Genomic DNA, 17,013 nt, shown 5'->3' with positions numbered 1-17,013 from the left:
TGAGTGACATGGAAAATAAAAAGAGCTTCCCATCAGCCAATTCTATAATTACAGGTCTCATAACAATTGCTTTTGCAGTTGTTATGGGACTTTTGTACTCTTACTGGTTTGACTTAAACGATGATGTCCTGATGAAGGATATTCTCGCGGGAGTTTTCACGGGTACACCTGAGGGACACAATATCCAGATGCTCTATCCGATAAGCTTCCTGATAAGCCTTGTTTACAAGGTGTTCGGGAAAATTGACTACTACGGGATATATCTTTTGCTTTGTCAATATGTGAGCTTGTTTGTGCTTGTCAGATCCTTCGCGGGAGTTATTTCGGATATCCTTGTAGACAAGGTAGGACATAAGGCGCCGAAGATAGCGGCGACAGCGATGCGCATAATATGCATTTTAGTGGTTATGGCCGTTTTCCTTACTGTTGTAGGAGGACATTTTGTTATTGTTCAGTACACCTTTGTGGTAGCAATGATGTGCAGTGCGGCAGCAGTTTTATTCTTTGAGAGGAAGGATATAGCGGCGACAGGTTTTATCATACTGGCATTTCTTACAAGGTCAGAGATGACATTGTTGATGCTTCCGTTTGTACTTCTTGTTATCTTTTACAGATTTGAGGATGACGGATTTTTTAGGGAAAATGGTTTAAAGAAAAATGCTCTGCCTGTGATAGCAATTGCAGCGGGGCTGATAATATGCGAACTCCTTCATTTTGCAGGATATTCCTCAAAGGATTGGAGAGAGTTTAATTCATTTTTTGACAGCAGAACCGAGGTATACGATTTTTATCAGATACCTTCTTATGATGAGAACAAGGATTTCTATGACAGCATCGGCCTTAAGGAAAGTGAGTATGAGCTTTTGGTCAATTACAATTTCGGCCTGGATGATGCAATAGATGCGGAAAAGATGGCGGAAATTGCCGCCTATGGGAAAAAGCTATATAATGAGAAATCTGTTTTCTACAGACTGGCAGGATGTATTTCACCATATTTGTACAGACTAAGAAGTGTGGCAAAACCGGCGGGTTTTGAATATCCTATGACAGATTCTCCCTGGAATATAGTGACGTGGATCATGTATCTTGTCACCTATGTCATGCTGCTTTTATACGAGAGCAAAAGGCATAAAAAGACCGTGAGCAGACTGCTTTTCGCAGCCTGGAGACCTGCGCTGTTATTTGCCGGAAGAACCCTGATATGGCTTTATATTCTGGTCAGAGGCAGGGATCCGATAAGGATAACTCATTCACTATATCTCATAGAAATTACAGTACTTGTGGTGCTTGCGGAAGAAATGCTAAGGAGAGTCGTGACAGGACCTATCCGCGAAAGGGACAGTGAGAGCGATATGCCAAGGCTCTATATGACCGAGGTTCTTCATATTTTTGCGGGCTTCTGTCTTGTGGCATTTGCTTCAATGTGTTTCAGGTTTATGGGACCGTCTCTGGCCGTAACCGAGGCGGAGTGTGAGGGAAGAGCAGAATATAACAAAGCCTACGAAGAGCTTTATGATTACTGCAGTATGAACAGTGATAACTTTTATTTTATGGATGTCTATACTTCGGTTGCCTACGAGGATACCGGGTATACCTATTCTCAGAAGATGTTTGGAGAAAGCAATGCTGTCAGCAATGTTACGCTGATGGGAGGCTGGGCATCCAAGAGCCCCATTGAGAAGGAAAAGCTTCGTGCCTTTGGGCTTAGCGAGAACATGGGGAATGCGATTTTTGATGATAAAGCCTTCGTGATAACGGATAAGGATACGGACCTTGAATGGATGAAGGAATACTACGCGGATGCGGGAAAAACGGTAGAGGCGGAAAAGGTTGATGAAGTCGCCGGGGAGTTTATAATTTGGAAAGTGAACTAAGAGTATGAAGGTAATAGAAGGTGATAAGGTTTATCTGCGGGAGATAACCTATGACGATACGCCCATGGTTGTGAAGTGGAGAAACAATCCGAGGGTTAGGAACAATTTTATATACAGAGAGGTTTTCACTGATGAGATCCACAACAACTGGATGAAGACCAAGGTGGAGACCGGAGAAGTGGTACAGCTTATCATTTGTCCAAAGGATGATGCGGCAGATGGTGAAGGTACCGGTGACAATGCGGAAAGACCGGTGGGAAGCGTATATTTAAGAGATATAGATATGACGGAGAAAACCGCCGAGTACGGAATTTTCATCGGTGAGGACGATGCTATAGGTCATGGATACGGTAATGAAGCGGCCGAGCTCATGTGCAGGTATGCAGCATCAAAGCTTGGCCTGAAGAGGCTTATACTCAGGGTTTTTGCGGATAATATCTCTGCACTTAAAAGCTATGAACATGCAGGGTTTGTAAAGACAGAGGATCTGCCGAAGGTGCTGTGCTCCGATGGTGAGACCGGGGACATGATACTGATGGAAAAGATACTGTGAAATGGTGTAAAATAACGATATGCGAAATAAATTAGTGAGTTTTGTGATTCCCTGCTATCGCTCGGAACAGACAATTGAAGACGTAATAAATGAAATTGAAGGCGCTATGGACATGCTGGTTCTTTACAGCTACGAAATCATTCTTGTGAATGATTGTTCTCCCGATAACACCTGGGGGAAAATCTGTGAGCTTGTAAAGGAGCATGAGGAGATCAAGGCCTTCAATCTTGCTAAGAATTTTGGACAGCATGCAGCTATAATGGCGGGTCTTAATGCGTCCAAGGGTGATATTGTGGTATGCCTTGATGACGACGGACAGACTCCCGCGGATGAGGTTGGTAAGCTCCTATATCAGATTGAGAAGGGGGCAGATGTTGTCTATGCAAGATATGCTCATAAAAAGCACAACTTTTTCAGGAATTTCGGCACGGCCATGAATGAGTGGATGGCTAATGTTATGTTGGGTAAGCCCAAGGATCTTCATGTGTCGAGCTATTTTGCGGTCAGAAGATTTGTGGTGGATGAGATGATCAAGTATAAAAGCTCTTATCCGTATGTCATAGGACTGGTCCTTCGAACCACCAGAAATATCGTTAATGTTGATGTTACCCACAGAGCAAGGGAAGTAGGCGAAAGCGGCTATACTTTTTCCAAGCTCATGGGTTTGTGGATAAACGGCTTCACTGCGTTCAGTATTAAGCCGCTTCGTATTGGAACGTTGATGGGCGGTATATTTGCAGCTATCGGATTTTTGTATGGAATATATACCGTGATTAAAAAGATTATGTACCCGGATCTGCCGGCTGTGGGCTTTTCGGCACTTATGTCGGCGATAACTTTCATGTGCGGAATGCTCATGCTTATGGTGGGAATGGCTGGAGAGTATATAGGCAGAATCTATATATCCCAGAATAACAATCCTCAATACGTTATCCGGGATGAGGTTTCGCATGAGAAATCAGAAGAGTAAGAATAAGACCTGGCTGATGCCGGTCTTATTTGGTGTAGGCATGTCCCTGTCTCTGGTTTGGGGATACCAACTTGAGACATCGGATCATATAGATATAGGCAATATCGGGATGCTGCTTATTTTTCTCCTTCTGTCAGCAGTGATTGCGGCTGCGGTTAAGTACAGCTGGTGCAGGCTTGAGGCGGGAAAAAATAAGGAAACGGGTGGCATAACGGTAATTACCGGGGCGAGGACTATGCTGCAGGCGGCGCGTAGGCGCGGCTATACCGGAGAAGAGTTCTTCAAGGTGTGGATGATGCTGGCGGCCTGCAATTTTGTGGTGCTACTCGGAGTTTTCCCCGGATTTTTTGTCTATGATGCTCAGACAGAGGTTATCGAGGTTTTAAGCAGGAGCTTCAATACTCATCATCCGCTTTTACATGTGCTTCTTCTTGGCGGAAGTGTGGCATTTTTCCATAAGTTTACGGGAAACTATAATGCGGGAATATTCTTCTACATTCTCTGTCAGATGCTTCTGATGACACATATATTTACGTATTATTTGAATTTCCTCAAAAAACACGGGGCAGGAGTAAAGGCCAGAAGAATAATAGGAGCTTTTTTCGGACTTTTTCCCACAATTGTCATGTACACCCTGTGTTCTTGTAAGGACGGGCTATTCTCGTCATTTCTTGTGATGACGATTGTTCTGATGCTGGAGTGGGAAGAGCTTACGGGGCGCGGAGAGAAAAAGAAGAAAGCCTGGGAAATCATTGTGTCTGCAGTGCTGATGATGCTTTTTAGGCACAACGGATTTTATGCTTATATTGTCTTTGCTCTTGTTGTGATGATATCGGCAAAGATAATGAGAGAAAAAGATCGGTTCCATAGAGTAACTTTTCTTATAGCTCCGGTGATCATATATTTTTGCATAAACACAGCTATTGGAGCAGTGCTCTCTGCCGAGACGGGTGAGCATCAGGAGATGCTTACTGTGCCGATACAGCAGATTTCGAGAGTTTATTACTACAACCCGGAGAATTTTTCCGGGGAGGAGAAGGAGACCTTACATAAATATCTGAGCGAGGAGGCTCTTTCACACTACACACCCAGAATCTCGGATATATTAAAAATGTATTTTGATAACAAAACCTATGAGGAGGATAAGGCCTCTTTCTGGAAGCTCTGGGCAAAGAAGGGAATAGAGAATCCCATGAGCTATCTGAACGGGTGGTTTCTGACCTCTTACGGCTACTGGTACCCCGGCGCGGTTATCAATGTTTATCAGGGAAATACGGTGTTTACGTTTACCTATGAGGACAGTTCCTATTTCGGATATGAGGTTGAACTTCCGGGAAAAAGACACAGTGCGATTCCGTTTATAGATGCTTTTTACAGAAAGCTTTCAATAGAGAAATTCCAGCAGAATATACCGGTCCTTTCACTTTTGTTTTCGCCGGCTGCTTATTTCTGGGTATTTTTGTATCTTATGATGACAGCTGCCGTGATAAGGAGAGAAGCTGGAATGTATCCCTGGATACTCCTGGGACTTGTATGGATGACGATACTGCTTGGGCCGACTTACCTTGTGAGATATACAGTTTATTTGTGGTATGCGGTTCCGATTCTGATATATACTGTTTTACTGCATAATAATGATGCAGTGGAGGATTTATGAGAAGAAAAGTTGTTTACAGATCTGCAGCTATAAGAGCTGTAATTCTTATATTTGCTTTTTTGGCAATTGTTTCCGTGTTCCCGCTCAGAATATGGCAAAGAACCATTACCGAGAGGGGCGGCGGGGATATTGTCCAGACTTCGGACAGAGTAAATGATTATCACGATGTGGTTCAGAAATTTATTGCTCAGTATGACAGGCTTGAATCAATAGACATATATGTTGACAGTGTCGAGCTAGGCAATTATATGAGCCTGGTATTCTATAACGAAAATATGGAGGAAGTCTACCAGAGGTTTGTGTATCTGAGGGATTCCGAACTTCCGGGGTATCTTAATGTGAGAGTGGGGCTTGACCTCAATGTCGGTGAGACCTACACCATGATACTTAACGGAGCCTTTTCCACCTATTATGTAGCCTATGAGCATGCCGGCGAGGATACATCACCCTATTTCGTATCCTTTGCATATCATGATACCGGTGTTGAAGGCGTTCAGCTTGCGGCAAAGTATAATTACACCCAGCCTCTTTCCAAGAAGGTTTCAGGCTTTATCATACTTGTGGTTATTCTTCTTGCTGCTGCGCTGTTAGGTTTGCAAAAACTGATCTTTGCGGATAAGGAAGATCCGCTTATTTCTGCTCATAAAGTTATTAAATATGTCGGCAATCCCATCGCTGCCGTAATGACTCTTGCGATGATGATACTGATCTGGCCGATGAAATATTTTGACATCAGGCCTGTTGAAAATCTTTTCCTTGAGTTAGGGGTGATAATTGCTGCAGGATTTGTATTCTATGCGATAAACCATGAAAGCGATGCAACTCTTGACGTAAAGCTCTGGCATAATGTCAAAAACATTCTTCAGATGTCTGCAATCGCAGCTGCGATATGGTTTTGCTGTGAGTACATGAATGCTCTTTATACTATTTATCAGACTCTGGCAGAGAGAAAGGAGATGGTCTGTCTCCTGATTTTCCTGTGTCTTCTATTTCCTGCGGATAGGATATTCAAGGAACATAATGTCTACTATTGCGCAGCGGCGATTGTGCTCGGAGTGATCTACAGAATCATGCATCTTCTCCCGGAGACAGAGAAGGAGTATGACCTTCATAATGCTGCAATGACTTATGGGGTTATTGTGGTTATACTTGCAGGCTTCATATTGCTGAATTTTACAGTAGAACTCTATCACAGAGTACATGAGAAGGCTGAGAAAAAAGCGATATCCCAATATAAGATCAGTATTTTCGGAATAGTTCTTCTGGTGCTTTTTGCAGTATTGGTAGTATTCAGGAATACAAGATGGTGGGGAGTTGCACTTGCAGCTTTTGCCATAGGCCTTATGCTCAGTTACTGGTTATACGGATTTAAGGAGTATTCGGAGCTTATCATAGGCGGACTTCTTCTGAATTTTGTAGTTTCCATGCTTTATTGCTGGATGTATAGAAGCTTTGCGGCATTCAATACAGGAAGATATGCTTTCGTTTTTCATACGGTAACCATAACCGCAGAGTATATGACTGTGATGGAATGCGCTTCTGCTGTGCTTCTTCTGTATAAGATATATCTGACCAGAGAAATGACGTCCTTCGCGGCAAGAATTAAATATCTCTGGAAGGAATTCATTTTATTTGGTTTTGTGACATCCTACATGATGTTTACAATTTCCAGAACATCCTACCTTGCATGCCTTGTGATGTTTATCTGCATGTTTGTGCTCACATCGGGTGACTGCAAAAAGGGTAAGCTTCGCTATCTGGGGATTCAGATAGGAACCATGGCACTTGCGGTAATACTGAGTTTTCCGGCAGCATTTATGCTACAGAGAACTATGCCGGCAATTGTGGCAAGACCGAAAAAATTCCTGGTTGAAACCGGCAATTTCGGACTTTACGGAGGCGGACAGCCGGACAGCCATCTCTATATGAGTATCGAGAGATTTGTGGATCTTTTCGCTGAAAAGATACTGAATATAGATGTGATGGATTACAATTATCCGGAGGATATCGAGAACTACAATAGCAAAGGAAAGTCAACTATAGGTGAAAACGGAGTTCCGCTTACTGAAGATCAGTCAGACAGGATGATGTATACACTTCCGGAGATAGTTGCTTCCAAGCAGACCGATCCTGAGATAAAGGAATACCTGATGGAGACCGGAGGAAATGAGCTCTTTGCCAGAATGGAAGCAGAGGCAGCTGCAGCGGAAGCTATGGCGTCCGCAGACAGTGGAGAGAATACTGACGAAGTTCAGGAGGAGAACGCTGAAGAAAACAGCGGAACACCGGAGGACGGAATTGAGGAATTTTCCAACGGAAGGATAACTATTTTTAAGGCATATCTTAAGCAGATGACGCCTTTTGGACATGATGAGATGGGAGCTGAACTTCCATCCGGAGAGATAGCGGTTCATGCACATAATACGTACCTTCAGGTGATGTATGATAACGGAATTTTGGCGGGAATCGTATTCTTCCTTATGTTTGTTTGCGCATTTTTCAGCGGGATTATATTCTATTTAAAGAATAGGGATGACGCACCCGGAGCATTGTTTGCCTTTGCAATGATAGTTGGAGTGGGTGTGGCAGCTCTGTCAGAGTGGGTGTTCCAGTTCAGTAATCCCATGGCTGTAGCTCTTTTGATGGCGCTTATGCCAATTGCTTTTAAGAACAGAAAATCTGCCTAAGGTATGATAAAAAATCGATTTATGATATTATAAAATGATATGAAACAGGAAAAGAAACCATTTAATTTTGCAAAATTTTATAGAAGAACGGGTCTGATCCTCTATGATATTCTCAGTATCATAATTGCCAGTTACCTTGCACTCCTGATGAGATATGAGTTCAATATTGATCTTGTTCCGTATGAATTTATGGAACCGGTTTCGAACTTTCTTATCATCAATGTTGTGCTCTCGCTGTTGTTTTTCTATTTTTTCAGACTATATAACAGCTTGTGGGCATATGCGGGGGAGACAGAACTTCAGAATCTGGTTATGGCATGTGTGGCTTCCGGTGTTATGAATGCCGTCGGCCTTCAGTTTTTCAGAGTCGGGAGACAGCCTGTTCCGCAGAGCTATTACTTTCTGTACACCTTTATTCTGATCACACTTATTTTTGTAAGCAGATTCAGCTACAGGTTTTTCAGGAGCGTAAAGCATAAGACCGAGAACAGGAAAAACACTATCTCTGTAATGGTGATAGGTGCCGGTGAGTCCGGAAATATAATTATCAAAGAGATTGTAAACAGCAATTTCTCCACCATGGTTATCAGATGTATCATCGATGACGACAGAAGCAAGTGGGGACATTATATTCAGGGAATCCGTGTAGTCGGTGGCAGAGATAAGATCCTCGAATGTGCCGATCTATATGATATTGATGAGATTATAGTAGCTATACCTTCACTTTCAAGAAGTGAGATGAGAAAACTTCTCGATCTGTGTAAGGAGACAAACTGTAAGCTTCGTTCACTTCCCGGTGTATATCAGCTGGTTAACGGCGAAGTTAATGTTAGTAAGCTTCGTGAGGTTGAGGTTGAGGATCTTCTCGGAAGAGATCCAATTGCGGTTGACCTTAATCAGATTGCAGGCTATGTGAGCGGCAAGACCGTACTTGTTACAGGTGGCGGCGGATCCATCGGATCGGAGCTCTGCAGACAGATCGCAAATCACAAACCCGAGAGACTTGTGATCGTAGATATTTACGAAAACAATGCCTATGATATCCAGCAGGAACTTAAGAGGAACCACCCGGAGCTTGACCTTGTGGTCCTTATTGCTTCTGTGCGTAACACAAACAGAATCAACAGGATTTTTGAGGAGTACAAGCCTCAGATCGTGTACCATGCTGCGGCTCATAAGCATGTACCGCTTATGGAAGACAGCCCGAACGAGGCAATTAAAAATAACGTATTCGGAACCTTTAAGACAGCGATGGCAGCCGCTATGAACGGATGTCAGAAGTTTGTCATGATCTCCACGGATAAGGCTGTAAATCCGACCAATATCATGGGTGCCAGCAAGAGAATCTGTGAGATGATAGTCCAGACCTTCAACAAGCACTATGATACGGAGTTTGTTGCAGTCAGATTCGGTAACGTGCTTGGCTCCAACGGTTCGGTTATTCCGCTTTTCAAAAAGCAGATTATGGCAGGAGGACCCGTAACAGTTACGGACCCCAATATTATCAGATATTTCATGACTATACCGGAGGCTGTCAGCCTCGTAATGCAGGCAGGAGCCTATGCAAAGGGCGGAGAGATATTTGTCCTCGATATGGGTGAACCTGTGAGAATTCTTGACCTGGCAGAAAACCTTATTAAGCTTTCGGGATATAAGGTCGGTGAGGACATCAAGATTGAGTTCACGGGACTTAGACCCGGAGAGAAGCTTTATGAGGAGATGCTCATGGACGAAGAGGGTCTTCAGGATACCGCGAACAGAATGATACATATCGGCAAGCCTATAAATATGGATGATATGAAGTTCTTTTCACAGCTTGAGGAGCTGAACGGAGCGTCCAAGGCTGAGCATGCCGACGAGATACGAGAGATTGTTCAGAAGATAGTAACCACCTATCACCCGGAGGATAATGCAGATTCGCACTCAGTAGAGCACCAGAAGGCGCTCGAACGTGCAGCGGAGCTCATTAATGAGACGGAATGATTAGATATTAAAAAGCCTTCCCCTGGGGGCGCTCGACGTCCGGGGGACGTCGGTTCAGCGCGGACCGGAGTGGAACGGAGACAGGTGTCAGCGAAGCTGACGGATGAGGGTATATATGGACAGATTTGAAGGAATAAAAAGATTCGAAAACAAAGTATGGCTTTCATCTCCCACTATGCACGGAGACGAGCTTAAGTGGATAAATGCGGCAATAGAGGCCAACTGGGTATCAACCATTGGCGAGAACATCAATGAATCGGAGAGACTGATTCAGGAGAAGGTCGGAAGAAAGTATGCAATAGGACTGAGCTCCGGAACTGCTGCGCTTCATCTTGCAATGAGACTTGCCGGTGAAAAGCTCTACGGACCAAAGCCCGCAAATGTCGGAACTCTGGCAGGGCATAAGGTATTCTGCTCCGATATGACTTTTGATGCAACTGTTAATCCTGTCGCCTACGAGGGTGGAGAAGCGGTTTTTATCGATACGGAATATGACAGCTGGAACATGAGCCCCGAAGCTCTGGAGAAGGCCTTTGAGATATATCCTGATGTTAAGCTGATAGTGGTTGCCTATTTGTACGGAACGCCCGGCAAGATAAATGAGATCAGAGAGATTGCCGACAGGCACGGCGCTCTTATAATAGAGGACGCCGCTGAATCACTTGGCGCAACCTATGAAGGCAAACAGACCGGAAAATTCGGAGATTACAGCGTTATTTCCTTTAACGGAAATAAGATTATTACCGGAAGCTCAGGCGGAATGCTGCTTACGGACAGCGAAGCCGACTGTCATAAGGTAAGGAAGCTGAGCACTCAGGCCAGAGAGGATGCTCCCTGGTATCAGCATGAGGAGGTTGGATACAACTACCGAATGTCCAATATTGTTGCCGGTGTTGTAAGGGGACAGATCCCATATCTTGATGAGCATATCGCTTTAAAGAAAAAAGTATATGACAGATACAAAGAGGGACTTAAGGATCTTCCCATATCAATGAATCCTGTTCCCGATAATTGTGAGCCCAACTATTGGCTTAGCTGCATGATTATTGATAAGGATGCCATGTGCCCTCATGTGAGGTCTGAGAGAAAAGCTCTTTATAATCACGAAGCCGGGAAATCTTGTCCCACAGAGATTTTGGATGCAATTGCAAGCTTTAACGCTGAGGGAAGACCTATCTGGAAACCCATGCATATGCAGCCGATTTACAGGAACAACATCTTTGTGACAGAGGAGGGTATTCTTCGCGGTCGCAGTAATGCGTATATTGATGAGGGAACTGCCGCCGATATCAGTATGGATATTTTTGAGAGGGGACTCTGCCTTCCTTCGGATATCAAGATGACTGAGGAGGAGCAGGACATCGTTATTGATATTATCCACAGATGTTTTAAATAAAAGATTCTCCGAATAATCAAGGAATGAGGGTCGTTTGCTATGAGCATGTCACGCTCACATAAAAGAAGAAGAATATTATTGTTTGTTGATGGCGTATCGCTTACGCTTTCTTATATTGTCATGATTACTCTACGTTTTCAGTGGTATTTTAAGAGGGAGTGGATGATACCGCTCTATTCCATGCTGTTCATCATGGAAATTCTGTTTGCCACACTGGTTAATGTTTACAGAGGAAGAAGCCTTGATTATAAGCCGATAGAGGACTGCGATCCCCTTGAAGTTTTTGTTGAGTTTTTTAAGAACCAAGTGATACTTTTTGTTTTCTTGCTGGTAGTTCTTATGGCTACCAAGAATACCCAGCTGGTATCACGACTTGCAATGGGTATTCTGGTTATAACCAATTTTGTCTTTGTTTTCACATTCAGAATGCTCTATAGAGCAATTCTTATCAAAAGCGGTAATCCTGAATTCCACAGGAGAAAGATTGCCGCACTTGTCTATTCACCAGATATTAATGCGGCAAGGGCTCATCTTGAAAAGGAACTTGGGCTCGAGTTTTCACTGGAAGGCATACATCCCCTTGACGAGGCATATCCTGAGGAGGGTGTAAGACTTTCCAATGAGGATGAGGTCATAAAGAAACGGGAAGAACTGGTTGATGCGGTTCAAAATTCCGGATGCAGTGATGTCTTTATATGTATTCCCGATAAATTGGAATTGGCAGATTTTGTCAGAAATGATCTTGTAAGAAGATTTGGTAACGTCGGTATTAACACTTACTATGCATTGTCCATGGACGGGCAGTGGATTACAGGCAATCTTATAAGAGAGCTTGGCTATTATCAGGCGACTTACTATACCGCTATGGTAAAGAGATGTAATGTACTGGGTGTCAATTTTGCTGTATCCAATGTAGAAAACGCAGTGAGGTATGTTCGAAGCCACATCAGAGATTTCTTCGGAAAATATATCTGTTTCTGTAATGTACATACTACTGTCGAAGCAAGCGAGAATGCAGACTATATGAAAATACAGAACTCCTCGGCGCTGACATTTCCTGACGGACAGCCTATAGTAAACAGAATTCAGAAAGCCGGATATGTCAAAGCGGAGAGAATAGCGGGCCCGGATTTCATGGAGGCAATGTTTAACTCCACTATGGACGGAAAACTGTCGCATTTCTTTTATGGCTCATCCGAGGAGACTATAGCGCTTTTAAAGGAAAAGCTTCCGGAGAGATTTCCGGGAATGGATATCAGAGGCTTCTATTCACCGCCGTTCAGAGAGCTCACGGAAGCTGAGGATGAAGAGATTGTGGAGATGCTCAATTCATCCGGTGCAGACCTTGTATGGATAGGACTCGGCGCTCCGAAGCAGGAAAAATGGATGGCGGCACATGAAGGAAAGATACATGGAGTTATGCTCGGAGTGGGTGCCGGTTTCAATTTTTTTGCAGGAAATATAAAAAGAGCACCAAGGTGGGTCAGGAAGATCGGTATGGAATGGCTCTACAGATTGTTCCAGGATCCAAAACGTCTTTTCAAGAGATACTTCGAGTCAAATATAAAGTTTATTTGGAAAGCCATTTTTATGAGAAAATAAGAAAATGTAGATTTCATCGCGTTTCCAAGGTAGCACGTTACCTTAACAGAGTGTCCGCCACACAAAGACAAAAGTGCGCGAGCGCTTGACTTATTTCATCTATTTGATATAATTTAATCTCGGTTATGATTTAAAATAATTAATATTGTAATGCTTACATTAAGAACAACGGCGTTCCTACTTGCAGGGTGTAAGTGCGGGAGCGCTTATTATATTTATACAGAAACAGGATTTTTGGGGTAATGAGTATTCTGCACAATCCGTACAAGGGCGATTACGATCATGTTCCCGAGATGGATAAAAAAGGGAGGTTTCGTGATAGATTCTTCTATAAAGGGGATATCTATGTGCTTCCTTACGACGAAACAGAAAAGAAAAAGACCTATTTGCCATGTCTGCTTTTCGGAGCGGGAATGTTTGCTGCGCTTGTGGTACAGGGCCTTGTGAATCAGACCTCTTCACGTACATTGTGGGTGGTGCTGCCTTATTTCTTTCAGTTTTTGCCGGTACTTTTCTTCCTTATAGGAATTGTGGAATTTGCGGGCGCTACTCCGAGAATGACGAGACAGCAGTATGACAAGGGCATAGGACGCATGCATTTTTGCGGTATAGCTGTGATTGTGATGGCAGCTCTAAGCATTGTATGCGAAGCTGTTTATCTGATTATCAGGAGAGGGCAGTACGATATTGGCCGCGAACTGATATACCTGTTTCTGCATGTGCCGGTGATTGTTCTCGCGTGCTTTTTTGCGAGATATTACAATAGGAAGTTTTCCGGTATATCGGTTGAATCCGGTAAATAACTAATGGTGACAGCCACGAGTGTGGATGCACATAAATACCAGGGGGAGTAAACCCCGGAATGGAGGGTAACATGAAAAAGTTAGGCAAATTTCTGGCATTAGGACTTGCCGGAACAATGGTTGTCAGTGCAGTTGGCTGCGGCGGCAATGCTAATAATGGCGGCGAAGCAAGCACAACAACCGAATCTGCAGATACAGCTGAGTCTACTGCAGATGCTTCTACTGAGGAGAGCAGTGATAGCGATGCTACAGCTGCTGAATCTACTGAAGAGGGCGAAACAGCTACAGAGAGCACAGGAAGCGGAGCTCCACTTGTAATTGGAGAATCAGAGTTTTCTGAGAAGTTCAGTCCTTTCTTCTGCAATTCAGTATATGACAATAACGTATCTCAGATGACATCACTTCCTCTTCTTACTGTTGATCGTTTAGGAGAGATGATTCTGAATGGTATCGACGGAGAAACAAAGGAATATAATGGTAACAGCTATGAGTACAAGGGACCTGCAAATTGCGTAATTACTGAAAATGAAGATGGAACAGTAGATTATGCATTTGAACTTCGTGATGATATCACCTTCTCAGATGGTGAGCCTCTTACTATTGATGATGTAATTTTCTCTATGTATGTTGTTGCTGATCCTTCCTATGATGGTTCTGCTACATTCAGTGCACTTCCTATTACAGGTATGGAAGACTACAGAAAAGGTTCTGATACACTCTTCAACCTTCTTGTTAAGGCTGGTGAGGACAACACAGACTTCACATACTTCACAGAAGATCAGCAGAAGAAGTTCTGGGAGACAGATTTCCCTGCAGCTAAGGAACAGTTCATCAATGATATCGCAGATTACTGTACAGCAAACGGTGCTGTATCTGATGATGAAGATATTGCCAAGGATCCTATTGCCAATGCAATGGCAAACTGGGGCTATGGTACAGTAGAAGGCGGCGTTCTTACAGCTCCTTCAGGTGCTACATTCGATGTTAAGGGTGGCACAGCTCCTACAGTAGATGATTTCTGGAATGAAATCGTTGCAGCTTATGACGGAGACGTTATGGCAGCTACTGACAAGGAGAAGGCTGGCGACGGAATCCTTGATATGCTTTCAGATGAGTACAAGAATGCAATTGAGACAGGTGATTCTGCTCCTTCTATCACAGGTATCGAGAAGACAGGCGACTATTCAATGGTTGTACATATGGATAAGCTTGACGCAACAGCTATCTATAGCCTTCCTGTAGAAATCTGTCCTCTTCACTACTATGGTGACAAGGCTCTTTATGATTATGACAACAATAGCTTCGGATTCACAAAGGGTGATCTTTCAGCTGTACGTTCAAAGACAACTCAGCCTCTTGGTGCAGGACCTTATGTATTCAACAAATACGAGAATAAGATTGTTTACTTCACAGCTAACGAGAACTACTATCTTGGCGCTCCCAAGATTAAGGAAGTTCAGATGAAGGTTACTCAGCAGTCTGATGCTGAGCCTGCAATTGTTCAGGGTACACTTGATGTAGCAGAGCCCTCAGCAAATAAGTCAACACTTGAGCAGATCGCTGGTGACAACTCAAACGGCGAGCTTACAGGTGACAAGATTTCTACTTCACTTGTAGATAATAATGGTTATGGATACATCGGAATGAACTCTCAGAATGTTAAGGTTGGTTCAGATGCCGGAAGCGAAGAGTCTAAGGCACTTCGTAAGGCTATTGCAACTGTTCTTGCTGTTCATCGTGATGTTGTGGTTGATTCTTACTATGGCGATGCTGCTAATGTTATCAACTATCCTATTTCTAACACATCTTGGGCAGCTCCTCAGGCTTCAGATCCTGATTATAAGGTAGCTTTCTCAACAGATGTTGATGGAAATCCTATCTATACAGATGGTATGAGCGAGGATGAGAAGTATGATGCAGCTCTTCAGGCAGCACTTGGATTCTTCGAGAAGGCTGGCTACACAGTTTCTGATGGCAAGCTTACAGCAGCTCCCGAGGGTGCTAAGCTTTCATATGAGGCTATGATTCCTGCTGATGGTAAGGGTGATCACCCTTCATTCGGTATCCTTACAGCAGCTAAGGAAGACCTTGCAAAGATTGGCTTTGATCTTATCATCAATGACCTTTCAGATTCTTCAGTTCTTTGGTCTGCAACAGAAGGCGGCACAGCTGAGATTTGGTGCGCAGCTTGGGGCGGATCAATGGATCCTGATATGTATCAGATCTATCACTCAGAAGGTGGTTCTGCATACATGTACAAGATTAACCAGCCTGAGCTTGATGAGCTTGTAGTAGAAGGTCGTTCAACAACAGATCAGGCAGTACGTAAGGCTATTTACAAGGAAGCTCTTGATTATGTAGTAGATTATGCAGTAGAAATCCCGATTTATCAGAGACAGAACTGCTCAATTTACTCATCAGAGCGTGTTGATGTTGAGAATTCAGATATGCTTCATGACGAGACAACATACTACAACTTCTTTGCAACAACAAGTGCTCATAACGGAATTGAGAGACTTATGACTAAGTAATTCGTATTTAACATTATAAGTACGTATGGCTTTGTCCGTGGGGGCTTTTTAGCTTCCACGGACATGTTATGTACTTTTATACTTTTTTACTTTACAGCTTTAAATTGATATAAGGTTGCATTTTGAGCAAAATGCTATAAAATAATAGGGTTCGAAAAAAATATTTCGCACTGCGAAATTTTACATAGATTACATAAATCCCCGAGTAATATTCAGAATTATTCAGGTAGAAGATATTTAAATTTAGAAGGAGTATAGGCAACAATGAAGAAATTCATACTTAAACGTCTACTCATATCAGTAGTATTATTGTTTTTCGTATCTATGATTATTTACACTATCATGAGATGTATGCCTACATCATACGTTGAACAGCAGGCTATGGCTTTATCAACAAAGCCCGGAGCTAAAAGCTACTCTGAATGGGTTAAACAGTTAAATGCTCAGTACGGTCTGGACACGGGGGTAATCCAGGGCTACTTTAAATGGGCTTCAAAGGCAATAACACTCGATTTCGGTGATTCCTGGTATTGGAATCAGCCTGTTTTACAGAAATTCGGCAGCGTTATCTGGTATTCATTTGCACTTGGCCTTGTAACATTTATTTTGGAAATAATAAGGCTCTTCTGGCATGAGTGTGGTTAGTTAAATACGCTGAAGTCCTCATGCCATGCGGCTTAAGCGTACTTTACACGGTTGCGATTTGGTAACGGTATTTTCAGGTCAGAACAGTATAGCAAAACCATATCGATCATACTGTCTACGTCCCTGAATCCATACGCCTTCCGGATAAGCAATTTTATCTTGTTGTTGGTTGCCTCAATGCGGGCATTGGTCACACCAAGCTCGATAGTGTTAAGGATATGATCCTTGTGGCGCATGATCTTTCTCTGCAGCTCCACAAACACCGGGATCCTACAGTGCCTTGCCCATTTGACCCATGCGATAAGTTCGCTT

The 17,013-nt window shown here is 43.3% G+C and carries 12 protein-coding genes; 11 read left to right on the top strand and 1 reads right to left on the bottom strand.

Going from position 1 to position 17,013, the window contains the following annotated elements:
• Nucleotides 1-8 precede the first annotated feature (8 nt).
• The 11 genes from BLR42_RS08810 to BLR42_RS08760 all read left to right on the top strand — a co-directional run bounded on the left by BLR42_RS08810 (nt 9) and on the right by BLR42_RS08760 (nt 16,701).
• Nucleotides 9-1,874 (top strand): hypothetical protein, encoded by a 1,866-nt coding sequence (locus tag BLR42_RS08810; protein WP_139165131.1) that lies wholly within the window; start codon nt 9-11, stop codon nt 1,872-1,874.
• A gap of 4 nt (nt 1,875-1,878) precedes the next feature.
• On the top strand, nt 1,879-2,427 hold the full coding sequence (locus tag BLR42_RS08805) for a GNAT family N-acetyltransferase (RefSeq protein WP_091868338.1): 549 nt from the start codon (nt 1,879-1,881) through the stop codon (nt 2,425-2,427).
• Between the two features lie 19 nt (nt 2,428-2,446).
• Entirely contained in the window at nt 2,447-3,397 is a 951-nt protein-coding gene (locus BLR42_RS08800) for a glycosyltransferase family 2 protein (RefSeq protein ID WP_091820085.1), read from the top strand.
• A complete protein-coding gene (locus BLR42_RS08795) occupies nt 3,378-5,054 on the top strand; it encodes a DUF6020 family protein (protein WP_091868336.1) in 1,677 nt (558 codons plus the stop codon). The genes BLR42_RS08800 and BLR42_RS08795 overlap by 20 nt, the downstream gene beginning before the upstream one ends.
• A complete protein-coding gene (locus BLR42_RS08790) occupies nt 5,051-7,741 on the top strand; it encodes an O-antigen ligase family protein (protein WP_091868334.1) in 2,691 nt (896 codons plus the stop codon). Before BLR42_RS08795 ends, BLR42_RS08790 begins: the two co-directional genes overlap by 4 nt.
• A 39-nt stretch (nt 7,742-7,780) precedes the next feature.
• The gene (locus BLR42_RS08785; protein ID WP_091868332.1) at nt 7,781-9,724 is read left to right on the top strand and encodes a polysaccharide biosynthesis protein; all 1,944 of its coding nucleotides are present in this window, start codon (nt 7,781-7,783) and stop codon (nt 9,722-9,724) included.
• A gap of 115 nt (nt 9,725-9,839) precedes the next feature.
• Nucleotides 9,840-11,120 carry a DegT/DnrJ/EryC1/StrS family aminotransferase gene (locus BLR42_RS08780; protein ID WP_170832693.1) on the top strand — a complete coding sequence of 427 codons (1,281 nt, stop codon included), beginning with the start codon at nt 9,840-9,842 and terminating at the stop codon, nt 11,118-11,120.
• Between the two features lie 39 nt (nt 11,121-11,159).
• Nucleotides 11,160-12,722: a WecB/TagA/CpsF family glycosyltransferase gene (locus BLR42_RS22320; RefSeq protein ID WP_139165130.1), complete on the top strand. Its 1,563-nt coding sequence runs from the start codon at nt 11,160-11,162 to the stop codon at nt 12,720-12,722.
• 242 nt (nt 12,723-12,964) lie between these two features.
• Nucleotides 12,965-13,525 (top strand): hypothetical protein, encoded by a 561-nt coding sequence (locus BLR42_RS08770; RefSeq protein ID WP_091868330.1) that lies wholly within the window; start codon nt 12,965-12,967, stop codon nt 13,523-13,525.
• Between the two features lie 71 nt (nt 13,526-13,596).
• Nucleotides 13,597-16,056 (top strand): ABC transporter substrate-binding protein, encoded by a 2,460-nt coding sequence (locus tag BLR42_RS08765; protein WP_091868427.1) that lies wholly within the window; start codon nt 13,597-13,599, stop codon nt 16,054-16,056.
• 264 nt (nt 16,057-16,320) lie between these two features.
• Entirely contained in the window at nt 16,321-16,701 is a 381-nt protein-coding gene (locus tag BLR42_RS08760) for an ABC transporter permease family protein (RefSeq protein WP_242879283.1), read from the top strand.
• A 32-nt stretch (nt 16,702-16,733) separates the two neighbouring features.
• Here BLR42_RS08760 and BLR42_RS08755 read toward each other — a convergent pair.
• Nucleotides 16,734-17,013: transposase (locus BLR42_RS08755; RefSeq protein ID WP_139165127.1), on the bottom strand; the 280-nt coding region annotated here is incomplete at its 5' end.

It is taken from the genome of Butyrivibrio sp. INlla16 (assembly GCF_900104155.1).
In the GTDB taxonomy this organism is placed as follows: domain Bacteria; phylum Bacillota; class Clostridia; order Lachnospirales; family Lachnospiraceae; genus Butyrivibrio.
This window is presented reverse-complemented; position numbering and strand designations above follow the sequence as displayed.